Raw genomic sequence first — 19,591 nt, forward strand, 5'->3', positions numbered from 1 at the left:
CCGTTGTACGGGCAGATGCTCGTCGGATCAGGCTTAATGTGCACTGAAGGGTTCACTTTTTGATGCGGGCGCTGTCCCAGGGATTGACGCCCGGATCGGCCTTGCGCCGCCGCAACAGCCAGCAGCCGTGGATGTCGGCGCGACGGGCGAAGTCGAACGGGATGCTGGGCGCGCTCCAGTCCTCGATCTCGAAGTGCGTTTCCAGCGCCTCCCGGTCCAGCTTGAAGCGGCGGAAGTTGTTGGAGAACACGATCACGCCGTCGCGGGTCAGCCGCTCGTTGCAGGCTTCCAGCAGCTTCACGTGATCGCGCTGCACGTCGAAATCCTCGGCGCGCTTGGAGTTCGAGAACGTGGGCGGGTCGACGAAGATCAGCCCGTAATGGCCGCGGTCGCGCTGCAGGAATTCCAGCGCGTCGAACTGCATCAGCCGGTGGTCGACACCGGTGAAACCATTCAGCGCCAGGTTGCGCGAAGCCCACTCCAGGTAAGTTGCCGACAGGTCGACGCTGGTGGTTTCCAGCGCGCCGCCCGCCGCCGCATGGACGCTGGCGGTGGCGGTATAGGCGAACAGGTTGAGGAAGCATTTCCCGTGGGCCAGCTCGCGCACCTTGCCGCGCACCAGGCGGTGGTCGAGGAACAACCCCGTATCGAGATAGTCGGTGAGGTTGACCAGCAGCTTCAGGCCGTCCTCATCCACTTCGATGAATTCGTTGCGCTGGTCCATCTGGCCGTATTTCGAACCACCCTTGCCGCGCTCGCGGGTCTTCAGCGCGATGCGTTCGCGCGGCACGCCGAGCACCTCGCCGGCGACCCGGGCGATCTCGCGCATGCGCATGCGGGCCACGTCGGCGGGCACATCGGCCGGCGCGCGGTACTCCTGGATGTGCAGGTGGTCGTCGCCATGTGTGTCGCCGTAGACGTCGATGGCGGCGGCGTACTCGGGCAGGTCCTGGTCGTAGGCGCGCCAGCAGTGGATGCCCTCGCGGGCCAGCCGCTTGCGCAGGTGTCTGACGTTCTTTTCCAGACGGTTCTTCAGCATCTGCGCGCCGGGAGACAACGGCTTCGCTTCACGCGGCTGCTCGTCGCGCGGCTTCAGGTCGAACGTCAGCAGCACGGTTTCCAGCGCGCCGTTGTACAGCGCGTAGCGCTTGTCGGCATGCAGTTGCATCGCGCGGCCCAATTCGACGTCGCCGGCCAGCACGGCCGCACGCCAGCCGCTGAAACGCTGGCGCAAGGTGTCGCCCAGCGCGCGGTACAGCTTCGGCATCTCGGCGCGATCGCCGAGGCGCTCGCCGTACGGCGGATTGGTGATCACCAGGCCGTGTTCGACGCCGGGCGGTGGCGCGGCGCGCGTCATGTCCTGCTTGTCCAGGGTGAAGAAACCCGCCACGCCCGCTTCCTGCGCATTGCGTTTGGCCGTCTGCACCATGCGCGGGTCGGCGTCGCTGCCGAAGAACACGCTGCGCAGCGTGCGCAGGCCGTTCTCGGCGCGCTGCTTCGCCTCGTCCAGCAGGCCGCGCCACAGCGCGATGTCGTGCTGCTGCCAGCCGAGGAAGCCGAAGTATTCGCGGCGCAGGCCCGGCGCCGCGTCGGCGGCCATCAGCGCGCCTTCGATCAGCAAGGTGCCCGAACCGCACATCGGATCAAGCAGCGCGCCGCCGGCCGCGTAGACCTCGGGCCAGCGCCCGCGCAGCAGCATCGCGGCGGCAAGGTTTTCCTTCAGCGGCGCCTCGCCCTGCTCCTCGCGCCAGCCGCGGCGGTGCAGCGGCGAGCCGGCGAGATCGAGCGACACGGTGGCGCGGTCGCGGCGCAGACGCAGGTTGATGCGGATGTCCGGCTCGTCGGTGTCGATGTCCGGACGCGAACCGTCGCGCTGGCGGAACTGGTCGACCACGGCGTCCTTGGTACGCAGGCCGATGAACTGGCTGTGGTTGAGCTTGCTCATCGCGGTGCCGGCATCCACCGCGAAGGTGGCATGCGCGGCCAGGTGTTCACTCCAGTCGATGCCCTGCACGCCGCGGTACAGCGCGTCGTCGTCGGCCGCGTCGAACTCGGCCAGCGGCAGCAGGATGCGGCTGGCCAGGCGCGACCACAGGCAGGCCTTGTAGGCGGTTTCGAGCGTGCCGGAAAAATGCGCGCCGGCCAGCGCCTCGCGCACGTCGCCGGCGCCAATGGCGACCAGTTCGTCGCGCAGCAGGTATTCCATGCCCTTGGGGCAGGTGGCGAAGAACGCGCGCGTTGCCGAGGTGTTCATGCGGCGGCCTGCTGGTCGAGCAACAGCCGGAACTGGGCGCTGATCGTGTCCATGCTGGCAGCCAGTCGGTGATCGTCGTCCAGCACCAGCAGAGGGAGGCGCCGCCGCGCGGCGAACGCGTGCACGCCGGCCAGCGGGCAGACCTCGTCGCGCCAGCCATGGATCAGCATGGCGGGCACGTCGGCGCGCAGGTCGAAGCGGCGCGCATAACCGGGAATCTCACTGGGGGTGGCCAGCAGCAACAACCCGGCCACCGGCACGTCCAGCGAGACCATTCCGGAAACGAAGGCGCCCATGCTGGAACCGACCAGCAGCGGCGGCGTGTCGAGCGCCTCGATGGTGGCGCGCAGGCGGGCGATCCGCGGCGCCACCGAGCCGGCATGGCCGCGGCTGTCGTCGGCGCGGTAGTCCGGCCGCTGCGTGCGCCAGCCCAGCGACTCGGCCAGTGCGGCCAGCGCGCTGACCTTGGTCGCCTCGGGGCTCGAATCCGAACCGTGCGAAAGAATGATCTGGCCGCGCATGGCGGTCTCCATGAAAGTGCTCGAAGCAAGGCACGCATGGTAACAGGCGGCGTTTCCGCCGCGGCCGCGGCACGTGCGAAACTGCCGCGCATGAGCCTGACCATCCACGACCAGCCCCTGCCCTACGTCGACCTGCTGCCCGAGCGCCCCGCCGCGGCGGTGGAGCTGGTGGTGATCCACTGCACCGAGCTGCCGGACCTGGCCATCGCCCGCGAATACGGCGAGCGCGTGCTGCACCCCAGCGGCGCCGGCAACAGCGGCCACTATTACATCGACCGCGATGGCGCGGTGTACCGCTACGTGCCCGGCACCCGCGTGGCCAACCACGTGCGCGGGCACAACCCGAACTCGATCGGCATCGAGCTGGTGAACCTGGGCCGCTATCCGCACTGGTGGGATTCGCGCCAGCAGCAGATGACCGAGCCTTACGGCGATGCCCAGATCACCGCGTTGCGCGCCCTGCTGGCCGAGCTGCGCCGGGATTTCCCGAACCTGCGCCAGATCGCCGGCCATGAACAGCTGGACACGGACCTGATGCCGGCCAGCGACGATCCCGCCATCCAGATCCACCGCAAGCTCGATCCCGGCCCGTTGTTTCCGTGGGCCGAGGTGCTCGAAGCTTGCGGTCTGAGCCGGCCGGCGGTGCCGTAAGCGCGGCCTGCGCCCGCTATAATCGCGGGCTTACGTCCCCGCGAGTCCGATTCCATGTCACCCAACCACGTCACCGAACTGGTCGAGCTGCTGCAGCTCGAGCGACTGGAAGACAACCTGTTCCGGGGCCAGAGCCGCGACATCGGCACCCGCTTCGTGTTCGGTGGCCAGGTGCTGGGACAGGCCTTGTCGGCTGCCCAGCAGACGGTCGATCCGGCCCGCGAGGCGCATTCGCTGCACGCGTATTTCCTGCGCGCCGGCGATATCCGCGCGCCGATCGTCTACAGCGTCGAACGCACCCGCGATGGCGGCACGTTCTCCTCGCGGCGGGTGGTGGCGATCCAGCATGGCCAGCCGATCCTGAACGGTTCGATCTCGTTCCAGGTGCCGGAAACCGGCGTCGAACACCAGACCTCGATGCCCGAGGTGCCGGCGCCCGAAGACATCGAACCGATGCATCCGCTGCCGCCGGACGAACTGGCCCGCCTGCCGGTGAAACTGCAGCGCTGGCTCGGCATCGACGGCCCGTTCGAGTTCCGCCAGGTGTGGCCCCGCGACGAGCTGCATCCGGTGAAGCGTCCGCCGATCCAGCACATCTGGTTCCGGCTGACCTCGCCGATCGACGACTCGGCGATCCTGCACCGCGCGCTGCTGGCGTATGCCTCGGATTTCCACCTGATCGGCACCGCCACGCTGCCGCACGGCATCTCGTACATGACCCACAACGTGCAGATGGCCAGCCTCGACCACGCGCTGTGGTTCCACCGTCCGTTCCGCGTCGACGAATGGCTGCTGTACACCTTCGACAGCCCCACCGCCCAAGGCGGCCGCGGGCTCGCGCGCGGACAGATCTTCAGCCGCGACGGGCACCTGGTCGCCTCCACCGCGCAGGAAGGCCTGATCCGCGTGCGCAACGACTGATCGCGTAGACTCCCGCCCATGCGCCAGATCTATACCTCTCCCCGCGAGCAGAACATCGATACCGTGGTCGCCCTGATGGCCGAGCACGGCATCGAGGCCACGGTGTCCAACCGCTCCAACTACAACCGCTCCAGCTGGCAGCGTTTCAGTTACTCGCAGCGCCAGGAAGATCGCAGCCGCTGGCCCCAGGTGTGGATCACCAGCGCCGACGACTACACCCGCGCCCGCGCCCTGCTGCGCGAGATCGGCATCGAGCCGGTGGTCCGTTACGGCGAGGAGCTGGCTGCTGCACGCAGCCCCACCCCGATGGACCGGCGCAGGCTTACCGTCGCCCGGGTGCGCCGCATCGTGCTGCTGGTGGTGCTCGGCGTGGCGGCGGTGGCGATGCTGCGCAATCTGCACGTGTTCTGAATCGACCACGTGCGGCGCCGCCTGCCGCGGCATAGAATCGGTCCATGCGCCGATCCGACCAAGTCCGGCTGTTCCAGACGCTGCCCCATGCGTGCGGCTATTACGCCGACCGCACGGCGCAGAACCTGGTGCTTGATCCGGCCGCGCCCAACCTGGACCAGCTTTACAGCCCCGCGCTGGAACGCGGCTTTCGCCGCGCCGGCGGCCACCTGTATTTCCCCCATTGCGCCAGCTGCCGCGCCTGCACCCCGTGCCGCATCGACGTGGCGAACTTCCGGCCGGACCGCAGCCAGCGCCGCTGCCTGCAGCGCAATACCAACGTGGTCGTCACCGAATGCATCCCCGGTTACAACCGCGAACGCCATGCGCTCTACGAGCGCTACCTGCACAGCCGGCATGCCGGCGGCGGCATGGACGACGCCGAGGCCAGCGACTTCCGCCGCTTCCTCACCGCGCCGTGGAGCCCCACCGTGTTCATAGAGTTGCGCGCGGGGCCACGCCTGCTGGCCGTGGCGGTGACCGACATCTGCCTCAATGGCATTTCCGCCGTCTACACCTTCTACGAGCCGGAGGAAGCCGGGCGCAGCCTCGGCACCTTCGCGATCCTGCAACAGGTGGAACTCGCCCGGCGCCGCGGCATCCCGTGGCTGTACCTGGGCTTCTGGATCGACGGCCACCCGAAGATGGATTACAAGCGGCGCTTCAAGCCGCTGCAGATCCGCACGGCCCAAGGCTGGACCGACATGCCATAGGACGGGCAGTCCGTCCTACGAAGGCTCTCGCTGCGGGTACGGAAACAGCTTCTCCAGCGGAATCGACAAACCGTCGTCGCCGACCACGCGGCAATGCCCGCGATTGAGCTGGCGCGGTTCGCTGACGCCGCAGCTGTGGGCAATGATGCCCACTTCGTGCATCACGTTCTTCGCGTAATGGAATACCCGCTCGGCCTTGTCGGTGACCACCAGGCCGCGCTGTAGTTTCGGATTCTGCGTGGTGATGCCAGTGGGACAGGTGTTGCGGTTGCACTGCAGTGACTGGATGCAGCCCAGCGCCAGCATGAAGCCGCGCGCCGAATTGACGAATTCCGCACCGATCGACAACGCCCACGCCACGTCGTAGGCGGTGATGCACTTGCCCGAGCAGACCACCTTGATGCGTTCGCGCAGGCCCTTGACGATCAGCATGTCGATCAGCGCCGGCAGCGCCTCGTGCAGCGGCAGGCCCACGCCTTCCATCAGGGTCTGCGGCGCGGCGCCGGTGCCGCCCTCGGAGCCGTCGACGATGATGAAGTCGGGCGCGCTCCCGATGCCGCGCCGATGCACTTCATCGCACAGTTCGCCGATCCATTCGGCGCCGCCCAGCACCGCCTTGAAGCCCACCGGCTTGCCGGTGAGCTCGCGGATGTGGGCGATGCTGTCCATCAGCTGCGCGACGTTGCCGATGTCCAAATGGCGGTTCGGGCTTTGCGAATCCTCGCCGACGGGAATGCCGCGGATCGCCGCGATCTCGGCGGTGACCTTGGCGCCGGGCAGCAGGCCGCCCATGCCGGGCTTGGCGCCCTGGCCCAGCTTGATGCTGACCATCTTCACCTGCGGGTGCGCGCAGATCGCCAGCAGCTTCTCGTCGTCGAGCTTGCCGTCCGGCGTGCGCACGCCGTACTTGGCCGTGCCGATCTCGAAGATGATGTCGCAACCGCCTTCCAGGTGATACGGCGCCAGGCCGCCTTCGCCGGTGTCCATCCAGATGCCGGCCTTGGCCGCGCCCCGCGACAGCGCCCGCACCGCCGGCGCCGACAGTGCGCCGAAGCTCATCGCGGAAATATTGAAGAACGCGGCGTGGCTGTACGGCTCGCGCGCGTACGGGCCGATCGTCACCGGCACCGGCTCGACATGATCGGTGCCCAGGTCAGGGAACGGCGCGTTGACGAAGAACGGCACGCCTTCGGCCCGCAAGTCACGGCTGGAACCGAAGGCGTTGGTGTTGTCCACATTCTTCGCCGCGCGATACACCCAGGTACGCTGGGCGCGATTGAACGGCATTTCCTCGCGGTCGCTGGAATACAGGTATTGGCGGAAGAACTCGCCCAGATGCAGGAACCAGTAGCGGAAGTGGCCGATCACCGGGAAGTTGCGCAGCACCGCGTTGCCGGTCTGGTTGCGGTCGACCACCCAGGTCGCCAGCAGCACCACCACCGCCAGCGCCAGCAACAGCAGCGCGAACGCCGCCGCCAGCTCGACCACCACCACCAGCCAGTGCGCGAATCCGCCTGATTCCATCCCTGCCTCTCCCCGATCAAGGGCTCGCCGTCAGGGCGAGCGGTTACGACTGGACAACCGTCATCGATAGCGCAGAGCCTATCGCATCGGATCGCGGCATTCTTCCGATCACAACTCGATGCGCAGTTTTCCGGCGGCGCGCACGGCCTTGCCCACTGCTTCGTTCAGCGTGCCGGCCCGCGCCAGCGCCACCGCCATGCGCCGGCGTCCCTTCACCTCGGGCTTGCCGAAGATGCGCAGTTGCGTGTCCGGCTCGGCCAGCGCCTCGGCCACGCCGTGGTAGCGCGGTCCCGCGCCCTCGCCTTTGACCAGCACCGCACACGAGGCCGACGGACCGTACTGGTGGATCACCGGGATCGGCAGTCCCAGGATCGCCCGCGCATGCAGCGCGAACTCGGAAAACTCCTGCGAGATCAGGGTGACCAGGCCGGTGTCGTGGGGGCGCGGGCTGACCTCGGAGAAGATCACCGCATCACCCTTCACGAAGAATTCCACGCCGAACACGCCCCAGCCGCCCAGCGCGCCGGTGACCGCGGCGGCCTGGCGCTGCGCCTCGGCCAGCGCGGCGTCGCTCATCGGCTGCGGCTGCCACGACTCGCGGTAATCGCCGTCTTCCTGGCGATGACCGATCGGCGCGCAGAAGCTGACGCCATCGGTGTGCCGCACGGTGAGCATGGTGATCTCGTAATCGAAATCGACGAAACCCTCGACGATCACCCGGCCCTTGCCCGCGCGCCCGCCGGACTGGGCGTAATCCCACGCCTGCTGCAGTTCGTCGTCGCCGCGCACCACGCTCTGGCCCTTGCCGGAGGAACTCATCACCGGCTTGACCACGAACGGATAGCCGATCGCGGCGGCTGCGGCGCGGTACTGCGCCTCGTCATCGCAGAAGCGGTACGGCGAAGTCGGCAGCTGCAGCTCCTCGGCGGCGAGCTTGCGGATGCCTTCGCGGTCCATCGTCAGCCACGCGGCGCGGGCGGTCGGGATCACCCGCTGCCCTTCCTTCTCCAGTTCGATCAGGGTCGGCGTGTGGATCGCCTCGATCTCCGGCACCACCAGGTCGGGCTTTTCCAGCTCGATCACCGCACGCAGCGCCTTGCCGTCCAGCATGTCGATCACGTGGCTGCGATGAGCCACCTGCATGGCCGGCGCATTGGCGTAGCGATCCACCGCGATCACCTCGACCGCGTAGCGCTGCAGTTCGATCGCCACTTCCTTGCCCAGCTCGCCGGAGCCCAGCAGCAGAACGCGCAGCGCGTGGTCGGAATGGGGCGTGCCGAAAGGCTTCATCGGGTTCTCCGGTGCGGACAAACCGGCATTGTATGCGGCCGCCCGGGTCGTCGACCGCCGTCACTGCCGGGATCACGAGGGGTCACTTGCATTTGATATCATTTTGATATCTAATCATCTCACCTCAGGGAGACTCCTCATGAACGAACACAATGGCTTTTCCGTCGCCGGCATCCCTTTCGTGGGGTTGTGCCTGGTACTGGCCGGCATCGGCGTGGCACTGGTGGTATCCGCCATCCACGGTCATCCGGATGCCCCTCCGCTGTTCCAGGTGTTCACCGGCGTGATCCTGCTGGCGATCGACAGCTTCATGCTCAAGGGTTTCTTCCAGGTCGCCCCGAATGAAGGCCAGGTCCTGCAGTTGTTCGGCAAGTACGCCGGCACCGTGCGCCACGAGGGCCTGCGCTGGACCAATCCGTTCTACAGCCGCCAGCGCATCTCGCTGCGCGTGCGCAACTTCGAGAGCGGCAAGCTGAAGGTCAACGACAACGACGGCAACCCGATCGAGATCGGCGCCGTGGTGGTATGGCAGGTGCTGGACACGGCCGAGGCGGTGTTCTGCGTCGACGACTACGAAAACTACGTGCACATCCAGAGCGAATCCGCGCTGCGGCAGATGGCGCAGAGCTACCCCTACGACGCCCACGAGGACGGCAAGCCCTCGCTGCGCAGCCACGGTGACGAGATCAACACGCACCTGCGCGACGAGATCCAGACCCGCCTGGGCAAGGCCGGCGTGCAGGTGGTGGAAGCCCGCATCAGCCACCTTGCCTACGCGCAGGAAATCGCCCAGGCGATGCTGCAGCGGCAACAGGCCGGTGCGATCATCGCCGCCCGCACGAAAATCGTCGAAGGCGCGGTGAGCATGGTCGAGATGGCGCTGGACCAGCTCAGCAGGCGTGGCGTGGTCGAGCTTGACGAAGAACGCAAGGCGGCGATGGTCAGCAACCTGCTGGTGGTGTTGTGCGGCGAGCGCGGCACCCAGCCGGTGCTGAACACCGGCACGCTGTACTGAGGGGATGGTCATGGGCAGCCTCATCACCATCCTGCTGATCGTGTTCATTGCGTGCCACGCCGCAAGGCGTGGACACGGGCGGCACTGAGCCGGCATGGCCGCCGAAAAAAAAGCCTATCCGCTGCGCATCAACGCCGTCGTGCTGGACGCGATGCAGCGCTGGTCCGATGACGAACTGCGCAGCCTCAACGCACAGATCGAATACGTGCTGCGCGAGGCGCTGCGCAAGGCTGGCCGCCTGAAAGCCAATCCCGGCAAGACCGCGGTCGACCACGACCCGGACTGACCCTCCACTGCAAGAGCCTCACTCCATGCCAGCCACCGCGCCTCCCGCCCTGCCCGTCAAGGGTCCCCATCTGAAGCTCGCCATGCTGCTCGGCCTTGCCGGCCTGCTGTCCACCCTGGCGCTGTGGCCGTATCTGCTGGTGCTGATGCCGCAGAAACTGGCTGCGCTGCCCTTGCCCCTGCCGGTCGTGGTGGCGGCGCAGACGATCCAGGCTGGCGTGATGTGCTGGCTGCTCGCCTGGCTCGGCTTGTACCTGGGCGCGCCGCACGGACTGGATGCACCGTGGCTGCGCAGTCGGGTCTATCGGCGTCCGCTCGAACCGGGGCGGCCTGCGCGCTGGGGCCTGGCCATGTCGCTCGGCGCAGGGACTGCCGTGCTGGTGTTCGGCCTGTCGTTGCTTGGACCCACGCTTCCGGCCGAGCATGCCACCAGCGCCGCAGGCTGGGCCTGGCGTGGCGCGCTGGCATTGTTCTATGGGGGCATCGTGGAGGAAATCGGCTGCCGGCTGCTGCTGGTCAGCCTGTTCGTCTGGCTGCTGGCGCGAAGTCACCGCAACGTGGCGCTGCCGTGGATGTTCGTGGTGGCCATCGTGCTGGCCGCGCTGCTGTTCGGCGCCGGCCATCTGCCGGCAGTCTTCGCGATCACGGCGACACCGGCATCGTTGCTGATCGGCAAGATCGTCCTGCTCAATGCCGTCGTCGGAACGGTGACCGGCGTGCTGTTCTGGAAGTACGGCCTGGAGCACGCGATGCTGGCGCACTTCTGCGCCGACCTGGTGCTGCATGTGATCGCTCCACTGGCCGGCGGCGCCTGATTCGCTCAGCGCGGATCGAAGGCCACCTGCTGCAGCTGGGGCAGCTTCAACAGGCGCACCTCTGCATGCTGCCGATCCGTCACGAGCAGCAACGAACCCGACTGCGCGATCGAATCAACCTCAGGCAGTCCGTCGTCTGCACCCAGGCGCTCCAGCGGACGCCCATTGTTGGCGTCGTAGACCACCAGTTCGCGGGTCTCCGGGTCCACCACCAGCAGCCAGTCGTGGGCCGCATCCCGCCAGTGCACCAGCTGGCCGACGGGGTCGGTCTCATCTGCCCCGGCAGAAGCCGGCAACCACGACCACGACAGCCCCAGCGACAACGCCGCAAGCAGGATCAGGCCGGGCCCGCGCAGCTTGCGCAGAACAAGGCCGGGCGACCATGTCGCACGTGAGCGCTGCCAGGGGACGGTCTGCGTGTTCATGCCCACACGATCGCAGCCGGGCATGACCGCGGCATGACACCCGCAAGAACTATTCGTTGCGTGTACGCAGCGTCCAGCCAAGCGCAAGCCAGCCGACCACCAGGGCCAGCCCGCCGAACGGCGTGATGATGCCCACCCAGCGCGGCGCACCCAGCGCCAGCGCATACAGGCTGCCGCTGAACAACACGATGCCGGCGCCGAACGCGAGCAGCGCCACCCGGCCGCTGCGGCCACGCCCCAGCGCAGCCGTCATGACCAGCGCCAGCGCATGCCACACGTGGTAGTTCACCGCCGTATGCCACAACTCCGTGCCACGCCCGTCGAGCACGCCGCGCAGCGCATGTGCGCCGAACGCGCCCAGCAGCACCGCGCTGGCTCCGGCAATGCCGACCAGCACGGCAACACGGGTACTGACAGGTTGTCGCATGGTGCTCGTATCCCTGGCCGGCGAACCCGGCAACGCGGCCGGTGTCGTATGCTTGAACGGATGAAGACCAAGGATTCTCGCATGAAGCCCCGCCACTGGCTGCGCCCCGCGCTGCTGCTGTTGCTGCTCGCTGTCGGCCTGTTGCTGGGCGGCTGTCAGCACGACCAGCCGCCGTTCCGGCTGACCAACATCAGCGGCCACATGCCCGATCTCGACTTCAAGCTCACCGACGACAACGGCAAGGCGGTCACCGGCGCCGACTATCGCGGCAAGGTGGTGCTGCTGTATTTCGGCTACACCCATTGCCCCGACGTCTGCCCACTGACCCTGGCCCAGTTGCACGTGGTGATGCAGCGGCTGGGACCATTGGCCGACGACGCGCGCATCCTGTTCGTCAGCGTCGATCCGGCACGCGACACGCCGGCGATCATGCACGCCTACGTCAACGCGTTCGACCCGCGCGCGGTGGGCCTGGTCGGCAGCGCTCGCGCCGTCGAAACGCTGAGCAAGCGCTACCGCTCGGCCTTCACCCGCGAACCGGGCGATGCCGACGGCAATTACGAGGTGAGCCACAGTTCGGCGATCTACGTGTTCGACCGCGAGGGCCATGCCCGCGTGCTGGCCACCCCCTCCGCCTCGCACGACGACCTCGTCCACGACCTGCACCTGCTGCTCGACAACGGAGCCGACCGATGAAACTTTCCCGACTGTCGCTGCTGTGCGCCGGCCTGCTGCTGGCCGGCGTCGCCCACGCGGCCGATGCCGACCACATCCATGCCAGCCATGCGTGGATTCGCGTGCTGCCCGGCGCCCTGCCCGCCGGCGCCTATGTCACGCTGGAAAACGACAGCGGCGCGCCGATCGCGTTGCGCGGCGCCAGCAGCACGATCTACGCCGAGGCGATGCTGCACCAGAGTTCGACCGCCGGCGGCGTCAGTCGCATGAGCATGGTCGACTCGCTCGACGTGCCCGCGCACGGCAAGGCCGCGCTGGCGCCGGCGGGCTACCACCTCATGCTGATGCAACCGAGCCAGCCGGTGAAACCGGGCGACGCCGTGACGCTGACCCTGAAGTTCGCCGACGGCAGCACCCTGGCCACCGACTTCATCGCACGACCGGCCAATGCGCTGGACGCCGGCGACGCTCATGCCGACCCCGCCATGCCCGGCATGGACCACGGCGCGATATCACACGATCACTGAGCGTCCGTAACCGTTGCCTTGCCGGCCAATGCCCGGGCCGTCCTGCGCGGCGGCTTGCGCGGCAACCGACCGTTGCGTGACAGGCGCAGCCACAGGCGCAGCGCCATCAGCCCGCCGATCGACTCCACCAGGGCCGACGGCACCCAGATGATCACGCCGCCGATCAGCTGGCCGGTGAGCACGTTGAAGGTGAACGCGCGTCCGCAGATCTCGAAGATCGGATAGAGGTCGGTCTTCGAGAACGTGACGATCGCTCCGGCGACGATCTGCGGCGTCATGGTGATCGCCGGCGACAGCACGCGCAGCCCGGCGGTCATCCGTCCCGGCGGATGCGGGCGGTGATCGAGCACCAGCGACCAGTAGGCGAAACCGCTGACCAGCATGCTCCAGTTCATGAAGCGGTAGATGCGCCAGTCCAGCATCGCCAGCGTCTGCAAATCGGGCACCAGCCAGATCAGGATGAAGGCGACGAACAGCAGCGTGGCGACGGTCGGATTCCACAGCACGCCGAATACCAGCCGCCACGGCCACGAGCGCTGCAACGGACGCAGCACGCGTACCCGCCAGGCCAGCGGCAGGCCGGCGCGCAACACCGCGGACGGATACGCCGCGACGATCAGCAGCGGTGCGATATGGTGCAGCAGCAACTGCTGGATGCGGTGCATGAAGAACTCATGCTCGGCGTAGTAGTCCAGATACGTGTGCAGCGACAAATAGATGATCGCCATGCCCGACCAGAACGCCAGCTTGCTGGCGAATCGCACCGGCCGTCGGCGGCAACCGCGCAGGTACAGCACGCTGGCCACCACGAAGCACGTGAGCAAGACCCACGAAAACTCCCACGGCACGATCCATTTCAACAGGCTTGCAGTCACTGCACCGGTACTTCTGTCTGCACCGGCGGCGGCCGGCGACCGCCCAGCTTAACGCCGCACCGCCATCGCGTCAGCTTTCAAGGGTCCGCGTGCTTGCGGCAGATTGCCGCCGTCACCGGCGGCGGCGGCCGTAGCGCCCCCTGCGCCAGCCGTACAACAGGCCGAACAGCACCACCAGGGCGGGGATCGCCACGATATTGGTGACCTTCACCCGCAGCCCCAGCGCATCGATCTCCGCGTTGAGCTGGTGCTGCACGTCGCGCAGCTCCTTGTTGATCGCCAGCTGGCGCTGGCGGAACTGCTCGATCTCGCGCCGCTGCTCGGCCGTGGCGGTGCTGCCGTGGCCGCCCTTGGCCGGCTGCAGTTCGTCCAGCCGCCGCCGGGTGTCGGCCAGCTCCTGCTCCAGCTCCTGCTCCTTCTGCAGGAATTTCTGGTCGGCCACATTGCGCAATGCCTGCACCCGGGTGAAGGGGCGCTGCGAAGTGGAGCGGCCGCGGATCGACAGCAGCGCCGACGAGCCGCTGAGGTTGTCCACCAGGTTGGTCACCAGGTCGCCGTTGTTGGCGAAGATCCGCATCATGGTTTGGCCAAGAATGGTCTGCGGCTCGACCCACAGGCGATCGCTGAGCAGGTCGGTGTCGGCAACCAGGATCACCTCGGCATTCGCGGCCGAGCGCGCACGATGGCCCGCGACGCCGGCGCGCTCCGGGAACGCGCTGTCGAAGGTGCCGTGCAGGCGCGCCGCGAGCAGGTAGTGGGCGCCGTCGGGATGGTAGTTCTGCAGCAGCGTAGTGGGATCGTTGCTCGCGTCCAGCACGCGCTGGGTGGACACCACCTCGGCCTCGGCACTGCTCTGCAACAACGGGATCAGCCGGGTGTGCGCATTCGCGGCCAGGTCGAAGAAGCCTGCGGTGGAGACGTTGATGCGCTGCAGGCTGGCGGTCACCGCATCGTTGCGGTTCAGTTCCTGCGCGCCCAAGTCCAGCATCGCCGGATGGTTGAGACTGCTGCCGGCCAGCTCGATCTGCAACGCGCGGGTACGATCGAGCACCACCTTGTGCGGGTCGTAGACCACGCCCCACGCCTTGAACAGCCGCGGCAGGTCCGACGCACGATCGGGAAAGGTGATGCTCTCCGGCCCGTAGGGCGAGGTGTCCAGCTCGGCGTCCGGATCGACGAATACCACCAGGTGCCCACCGCCCAGCACGTACTGGTCGATCGCATATTGCGCATCGGGAGTCAGGCGCCTGGGCTGGATCAGCAACAGCACGCGGATCTTGTCGTCCACTTTTTGCAGCGTGGCCGGGTCGATCGTCTTGAGGTCGAACAGCTGGCCCAGTTGCTGCAGGACCGTCCACGGCTGCTCGCTGAGCACCGGGTTGCCCTCGACCGGCAGCGAGCTGATCACGCCGACCTGCGGCTTGCTGGTCTGGTTCAGTTCGTACACCAGCTTGGCGATGTCGTACTCGAGGAACGCCTCGCGCGAGGGATCGAAGAACGCGATCGACAGCGTCTTCTCCGGGACGCGGTCATCGTTGCTGTCGCCGTCGACGCTGCCGGACATGGCACTGCCGGCGAGGCCGAAGAACACCCGCTCGCCGTTGCTGCCGCCATTGGCCGCGGTGAGGCCGCTGCCTTCGGCGCTGGCCTCGTCATCGGAATACGGCACCGGATCGATGGTCTGCAGGCGAATGCGACCGTGCGAACGCGCCACCATCTCCTGCAACATCTCGCGCACGCGCTGCTCGTAACTGCGCAGTTGCGGCAGGTCGCGGGTCGCGTGCTCGGAGAAGTACAAGGTCAACCGCAGCGGCCGCTGCAATGTATCGACGATATGCAGCGTGCCCGGCGTCAGCGTGTAGAGCTGGTCGGTGGTGAGGTCGACCCGCGACGCGTGCAGCCAGCGACTGCTGGCCACGATCAGTGGCACGAACACCAGCACCAGCAGCACCAGCGCCAGGTAGAGCAGACCCCGTCGGGTCAGTCGCAACGGGGTGGAGAACAGGCGACGGATGCGCGACATGGACATGGCTTCAGCGCGTCCGCTTCAGGTCTAGCAGCAGCACGCCGGCGATCAGCCAGCCCAGCGTGCTCAGCAGGAAATACAACAGGTCGCGGACGTCCAGCACGCCCCGCGCGATCGCCTCGAAGTGGCGCAGCATCGACAGGTGCGCCACCGCGTTGATCAGCTTGCGCGGCAGGGTACCGGAGAAGAAATCGAGCACCTGCGGCTGGCCGATCAGGATCAGCAACACGCAGACCAGCGCGGTGAGGATGAAGGCCACCACCTGGCTGCGGGTCAGCGCGGACAGGCAGGCACCGATCGCCACGAAGCTGCCGGCCATCAGCCAGCTGCCCAGGTATCCCGCCAGGATGATGCCGTTGTCCGGCGAACCCAGGTAGTTGACGGTGATCCAGATCGGGAAGGTCAGCGCCAGCGCCAGACCGATGAACAGCCAGGCCGCCAGGAATTTGCCCAGCATCGCCTGCCACAGCGTCAGCGGCAGGGTCAGCAGCAGCTCCAGCGTGCCGCCCTTGGCCTCCTCCGCCCACATGCGCATGGTGATCGCCGGCACCAGGATCAGGTACAGCCAGGGATGCATCGCGAAGAACGGCTGCAGGTCGGCCTGGCCACGCTCGTAATAATCGCCCGCATAGAACGTGAGGATGCCGGTCAGGACCAGGAAGATCACCAGGAAGACGTAGGCCACCGGAGTCACGAAATAGCTGCGCAACTCGCGCCGCAGCACCGCGTTGACCGGGCTCATGCGCGAACCTCGGCGGCGCGATCGTCACTGGTGGTGATCTGGCGGAACACCTCGTCGAGCCGGCCACGCTCGAGCTGGATTTCCGAAACCTCCAGGCCCTGCTCGCGCAGCAGCGTTTCCACCGCTTCCAGAATGCGTTCGCCGGGCTTCGGGAACACCGTGATGCGCCCGTCCAGCGGGTCCACCTCGATCGACGCCACCTGCGGCAGGCGCCCCAGCATCTCCTGCGACATGCCGCTGCCCGGCGCGCTGAACGACACCGCGCCATGATAGCGCGAGCGCGCTTCCAGTTCGGCCGGCGTGGCATCCGCCAGCAGCTTGCCACGGGCGATGATCACCACCCGGTTGCACAGCGCGTGGACTTCTTCCAGCAGGTGGGTGGAGATCAGGATGGTGCGGTCGCGCGCCATCACGTCGATCAGCTGGCGCACCGCGTGCTTCTGGTTCGGATCGAGGCCATCGGTGGGTTCATCCAGCATCAGTACCGGCGGATCGTGCAGGATCGCTTGGGCCAGTCCGACGCGTCGGCGCAAGCCCTTCGACAGCGTGTCGATGCATACCTCCAGCACTTCCTCCAGCTGCAGTTGCTGCACCACCGCGTCGAAACGCCGATAGCCCGTCTCCGCCTTGAGCCCGCGCATGCGCACGATGAAATGGAGGAACTCGCGCACGGTCATTTCGCCGTAACTGGGCGCGCCTTCCGGCAGGTAGCCCAGTGCCCGCTTCGCCTTCAACGGCTCGCGGCTGACGTCGTGGCCGCATACCCGTGCCGTGCCCGAGGTGGGCACCAGAAACCCGGCGATCATGCGCATCGCGGTGGACTTGCCGGCACCGTTCGGGCCAAGCAGGCCCAGCACCTGGCCCGGTTCGACACGGATGCTCAGCGCGTCCACGGCGGTGAGGTGGCCATAGCATCGGGTGAGCTGGTCGGTTTCGATCATGTCCGGTGACGGGCTGTGGAGTTCGGCGCGACCAGCTGGCGGAAGAGCTGGCCGGGCGCTGTCGCGGCGCGTCCCGCAATGTACCGCAAGAAGCGCGGGGGGATCCGAAAGAAAAAGGCCCTTCCGGTGGAAGGGCCTTTTTGTACTTCGGCAAGACCGTTCGCGGAGGGTTTACTCGCCCGCGCTGGCGGCCTCTGCCGGAGCCGCGGCCGTGCCGGCCGGGGCGGGAGCGGAACTGGCCGCTGCCGGTGCCTCTTCCAGGCTGGGCGGCTGCAGACCGGCTTCCTGCTCCGGAGTCTTTTCCGGGGCGTCGGTGATCGGCAGGTACACGTTGTACTTGGCATAGGACGTGATGTTGCCACCGGCGTCCTTCACTTCCGGCGTGGCAATCACGTCGTAGGGGCGGTTGACCACTTCGTCGTACTTGTAGCCATGGGTCTGCGCGTAAGCCTTGAGCATGTCGCGGGTCTGCGGCACACCGGCAAACGTGCCGTTCCACACGCCCTTGAGCGCCGCGCCACCGAACGCCAGCGAGGCGCGAACGTTGCCATCCAACACCAGGCGACCGAAGCGGTCGCGACTGCCGACGGCCACGCTGCCGTCGGCTGCGCCAGCGGCGCTGCTCGCCTCCGCGGGAGCCGCATTGTCGATCGACGGCGGGGTGGCGGCGGTGAGCTGCTCGCTCTGGCCATTCACGGTCAGCGTGCTGCTGTCGATCGGGAACGCCACGTCGAAGCTGTAGGTCTGGTCACCGTAGTTGGTGGTGATCAGGATGCGCGAGCCGGTGATGTTCACGCCGAGCTTCTTGGCGGCCGCCTGGATTTCCGTGGTCGCCTTGGCCACCGCGTCGTCCAGACCTTCCAGGCCGTCCTTGCGCTGGATCGAGCTCGACACCAGCAGCACCGGAGTGGGCTGGGTCTGTTCGATGTAGGGGATCAGCTGGCTGTAGTCGATGTTCGGCACGCCGGCCAGCACGTTCTGCAGGTTGTTCAGGCTGAACTGGATGAAGGAGTCCGGATCGCCGTGGATGTAGAGATTGGCAAAGCGGTTGATCAGGTTCCAGCCGTAGGACACGTCATACGACCAGGTCACCTGGGTCAGCTGGCCGCGGTTGCCCTGGCGCTCCAGATCCAGCGTGAAGTGCTTGTCCAGGCCGCGCCAGTCGTTGTCCAGGTTCCAGATGATGCTGGCGCTCTTGGTGTTGCCGTCGATCTGGTCGAACTCGGGCGTGGCGCTGGCGATGGTCAGGCCACCATTGCCCAGCTTGGCATCCGTCGTGGTCCAGCTGATCTCGGCGCCCGGGCCGTAGGCCTTGCCGGAGAACGCGAACTGCACCTTGGGGTCGAGCGAGCGCAGCACCGAGTAGTCCGGCAGCCGGCGGTAGTTGTCGAGCACGTCATAGACCTGACGCATGTCCTTGCCGATGACCAGCTGGCGTTCCACATGACCGCTGCCGGGCATGACCACAGCCGCCAGGACACCGAGCACCGCAACGATGACCAGGGCAACAAGAAATTCAAAGACACGCATCATTCCAGAGTTCTCCGAAGCGTCTTTACGCCATACCTAGATAGTGTTGCCCCGGCCTTCCGCGCGAACCCGCCCTTCGGTGGGGTCCGAGGGCCATGGCAGGGGGTCGGCAAACGCCGAAGCTACGGATGTTACTTGCTCACGGGCTGGAACGCTATCCGCCCGGACGGCCTCCGCGCAGGGTCGAAAAACGCCCGGCCAAAGCCCGTTGAAACGGCGCATCCGGGCGCCCTGCACCCGGGCGGGCATCAGACGATGCCCATTTCCAGCGCCTTCAGCACGGCCCGCGTGCGGTCGCGCACGCCCAGCTTGGAAAGGATGTTGGAAACGTGGTTCTTCACCGTGCCCTCGGCCACCTTCAGCGAGTTGGCGATCTCCTTGTTGCTGTAGCCGCCGGACAGCAACCGCAGGATCTCGGTCTCGCGCTCGGTCAGCGGGTCGGGCTGCTCGAGGCTGGTGAAGTTGTTCTGCATACGCGACACCCCGGCCATCAGCCGCTGGGTCACCATCGGCGCCACCAGCGAGCCGCCGGCGGCCACCGTGCGCACGGCCTCGACCAGTTGCTCCAGCGAGACGTCCTTCAACAGGTAACCGCGGGCGCCGGCCTTGAGGCCCTGCAGCACCAGCTGGTCGTCATCGAAGGTGGTCAGGATGATCGTGGGCGGCAGTTCGTTGCGGGCGGACAGCGCCTGCAGCACTTCCAGCCCGCTCATGTTCGGCATGCGCAGGTCCAGCAGCACCACGTCGGGCTTGATCCGCGGAATATCCTGCACGGCCTGGGCGCCGTCGGCGCACTCGGCCACCACACGGATGTCCTCGGCCAGGTCCAGCAGCGAACGGACGCCCTGGCGAACCAGATTCTGGTCGTCGACGAGACAAACGGAAATCATCGCGGATCCTCGGGAAAACTGTGGCTTGACGATGGGATGCTGGCAGCTGGCGCAGGGCCCCGCTGCCAACACCGACGCACTTTCGCACCCCGGC

21 protein-coding genes are annotated in these 19,591 nt (G+C 67.2%); 9 read left to right on the plus strand and 12 right to left on the minus strand.

What is annotated here, in order from left to right:
* Positions 1-52: 52 nt before the first annotated feature.
* Positions 53-2,254 carry a bifunctional 23S rRNA (guanine(2069)-N(7))-methyltransferase RlmK/23S rRNA (guanine(2445)-N(2))-methyltransferase RlmL gene (gene rlmKL / locus ASD55_RS15595; RefSeq protein WP_056767564.1) on the minus strand — a complete coding sequence of 734 codons (2,202 nt, stop codon included), beginning with the start codon at positions 2,252-2,254 and terminating at the stop codon, positions 53-55.
* Positions 2,251-2,775 carry an alpha/beta fold hydrolase gene (locus ASD55_RS15600; RefSeq protein ID WP_056767855.1) on the minus strand — a complete coding sequence of 175 codons (525 nt, stop codon included), beginning with the start codon at positions 2,773-2,775 and terminating at the stop codon, positions 2,251-2,253. Before ASD55_RS15600 ends, rlmKL begins: the two co-directional genes overlap by 4 nt.
* Before the next feature lie 90 nt (positions 2,776-2,865).
* On the opposite strand from ASD55_RS15600, the gene ASD55_RS15605 reads away from it, so the two are divergent.
* The 4 genes from ASD55_RS15605 to ASD55_RS15620 are packed head-to-tail and all read left to right on the plus strand — an operon-like array spanning position 2,866 to position 5,510.
* Positions 2,866-3,426 (plus strand): N-acetylmuramoyl-L-alanine amidase, encoded by a 561-nt coding sequence (locus ASD55_RS15605; protein ID WP_056767858.1) that lies wholly within the window; start codon positions 2,866-2,868, stop codon positions 3,424-3,426.
* A gap of 54 nt (positions 3,427-3,480) precedes the next feature.
* Entirely contained in the window at positions 3,481-4,347 is an 867-nt protein-coding gene (locus tag ASD55_RS15610) for an acyl-CoA thioesterase II (protein WP_056717734.1), read from the plus strand.
* Positions 4,348-4,365: 18 nt separating this feature from the next.
* Positions 4,366-4,758, plus strand: a complete 393-nt coding sequence (locus tag ASD55_RS15615) for a DUF2007 domain-containing protein (RefSeq protein ID WP_056767567.1) — start codon at positions 4,366-4,368, stop codon at positions 4,756-4,758.
* 44 nt (positions 4,759-4,802) lie between these two features.
* Positions 4,803-5,510 (plus strand): arginyltransferase, encoded by a 708-nt coding sequence (locus ASD55_RS15620; protein ID WP_056767570.1) that lies wholly within the window; start codon positions 4,803-4,805, stop codon positions 5,508-5,510.
* 15 nt (positions 5,511-5,525) lie between these two features.
* Here ASD55_RS15620 and ASD55_RS15625 read toward each other — a convergent pair whose 3' ends face one another.
* Both ASD55_RS15625 and purT read right to left on the minus strand, forming a co-directional pair.
* Positions 5,526-7,034, minus strand: a complete 1,509-nt coding sequence (locus ASD55_RS15625; RefSeq protein ID WP_056767572.1) for an FMN-binding glutamate synthase family protein — start codon at positions 7,032-7,034, stop codon at positions 5,526-5,528.
* 108 nt (positions 7,035-7,142) lie between these two features.
* Positions 7,143-8,324, minus strand: coding sequence for a formate-dependent phosphoribosylglycinamide formyltransferase (gene purT, locus ASD55_RS15630; RefSeq protein ID WP_056767575.1), 1,182 nt, complete (start codon positions 8,322-8,324; stop codon positions 7,143-7,145).
* Positions 8,325-8,463: 139 nt separating this feature from the next.
* Between purT and ASD55_RS15635 the strand changes: the two genes are divergently transcribed.
* The 3 genes from ASD55_RS15635 (at position 8,464) to ASD55_RS15645 (ending at position 10,439) form a co-directional block, all read left to right on the plus strand.
* Positions 8,464-9,339, plus strand: coding sequence for an SPFH domain-containing protein (locus ASD55_RS15635; RefSeq protein WP_056767578.1), 876 nt, complete (start codon positions 8,464-8,466; stop codon positions 9,337-9,339).
* Between the two features lie 94 nt (positions 9,340-9,433).
* Complete coding sequence (locus ASD55_RS15640; protein ID WP_056767580.1) at positions 9,434-9,625, plus strand: hypothetical protein; 192 nt, start codon at positions 9,434-9,436, stop codon at positions 9,623-9,625.
* A 25-nt stretch (positions 9,626-9,650) separates the two neighbouring features.
* Complete coding sequence (locus ASD55_RS15645; protein ID WP_056767583.1) at positions 9,651-10,439, plus strand: CPBP family glutamic-type intramembrane protease; 789 nt, start codon at positions 9,651-9,653, stop codon at positions 10,437-10,439.
* 5 nt (positions 10,440-10,444) lie between these two features.
* Here the strand turns inward: ASD55_RS15645 and ASD55_RS15650 are convergent, their stop codons facing one another.
* Positions 10,445-10,864 carry a hypothetical protein gene (locus tag ASD55_RS15650; protein ID WP_056767861.1) on the minus strand — a complete coding sequence of 140 codons (420 nt, stop codon included), beginning with the start codon at positions 10,862-10,864 and terminating at the stop codon, positions 10,445-10,447.
* Between the two features lie 49 nt (positions 10,865-10,913).
* Complete coding sequence (locus ASD55_RS15655; RefSeq protein WP_056717742.1) at positions 10,914-11,291, minus strand: DUF423 domain-containing protein; 378 nt, start codon at positions 11,289-11,291, stop codon at positions 10,914-10,916.
* Between the two features lie 81 nt (positions 11,292-11,372).
* Here ASD55_RS15655 and ASD55_RS15660 point away from each other — a divergent pair, with 81 nt between their 5' ends.
* Positions 11,373-11,987 (plus strand): SCO family protein, encoded by a 615-nt coding sequence (locus ASD55_RS15660; RefSeq protein WP_056767863.1) that lies wholly within the window; start codon positions 11,373-11,375, stop codon positions 11,985-11,987.
* On the plus strand, positions 11,984-12,493 hold the full coding sequence (locus ASD55_RS15665) for a copper chaperone PCu(A)C (RefSeq protein WP_056767587.1): 510 nt from the start codon (positions 11,984-11,986) through the stop codon (positions 12,491-12,493). Before ASD55_RS15660 ends, ASD55_RS15665 begins: the two co-directional genes overlap by 4 nt.
* Here the strand turns inward: ASD55_RS15665 and ASD55_RS15670 are convergent.
* The 6 genes from ASD55_RS15670 to ASD55_RS15695 all read right to left on the minus strand — a co-directional run bounded on the left by ASD55_RS15670 (position 12,487) and on the right by ASD55_RS15695 (position 19,497).
* Entirely contained in the window at positions 12,487-13,368 is an 882-nt protein-coding gene (locus tag ASD55_RS15670; protein ID WP_056767590.1) for a cytochrome c oxidase assembly protein, read from the minus strand. The two genes, ASD55_RS15665 and ASD55_RS15670, sit on opposite strands and share 7 nt — an antisense overlap.
* Before the next feature lie 112 nt (positions 13,369-13,480).
* Complete coding sequence (locus ASD55_RS15675; protein WP_056767592.1) at positions 13,481-15,397, minus strand: Gldg family protein; 1,917 nt, start codon at positions 15,395-15,397, stop codon at positions 13,481-13,483.
* A 4-nt stretch (positions 15,398-15,401) separates the two neighbouring features.
* Entirely contained in the window at positions 15,402-16,136 is a 735-nt protein-coding gene (locus ASD55_RS15680) for an ABC transporter permease subunit (RefSeq protein WP_056717746.1), read from the minus strand.
* Positions 16,133-17,077, minus strand: coding sequence for an ABC transporter ATP-binding protein (locus ASD55_RS15685; protein WP_056717747.1), 945 nt, complete (start codon positions 17,075-17,077; stop codon positions 16,133-16,135). Before ASD55_RS15685 ends, ASD55_RS15680 begins: the two co-directional genes overlap by 4 nt.
* A 171-nt stretch (positions 17,078-17,248) precedes the next feature.
* Positions 17,249-18,610: a hypothetical protein gene (locus ASD55_RS15690; RefSeq protein WP_056767595.1), complete on the minus strand. Its 1,362-nt coding sequence runs from the start codon at positions 18,608-18,610 to the stop codon at positions 17,249-17,251.
* A 245-nt stretch (positions 18,611-18,855) separates the two neighbouring features.
* On the minus strand, positions 18,856-19,497 hold the full coding sequence (locus ASD55_RS15695; protein ID WP_007806385.1) for a response regulator transcription factor: 642 nt from the start codon (positions 19,495-19,497) through the stop codon (positions 18,856-18,858).
* Positions 19,498-19,591: the final 94 nt, after the last annotated feature.

The sequence above is a fragment of the Rhodanobacter sp. Root561 genome, assembly GCF_001427365.1.
GTDB lineage: Bacteria > Pseudomonadota > Gammaproteobacteria > Xanthomonadales > Rhodanobacteraceae > Rhodanobacter.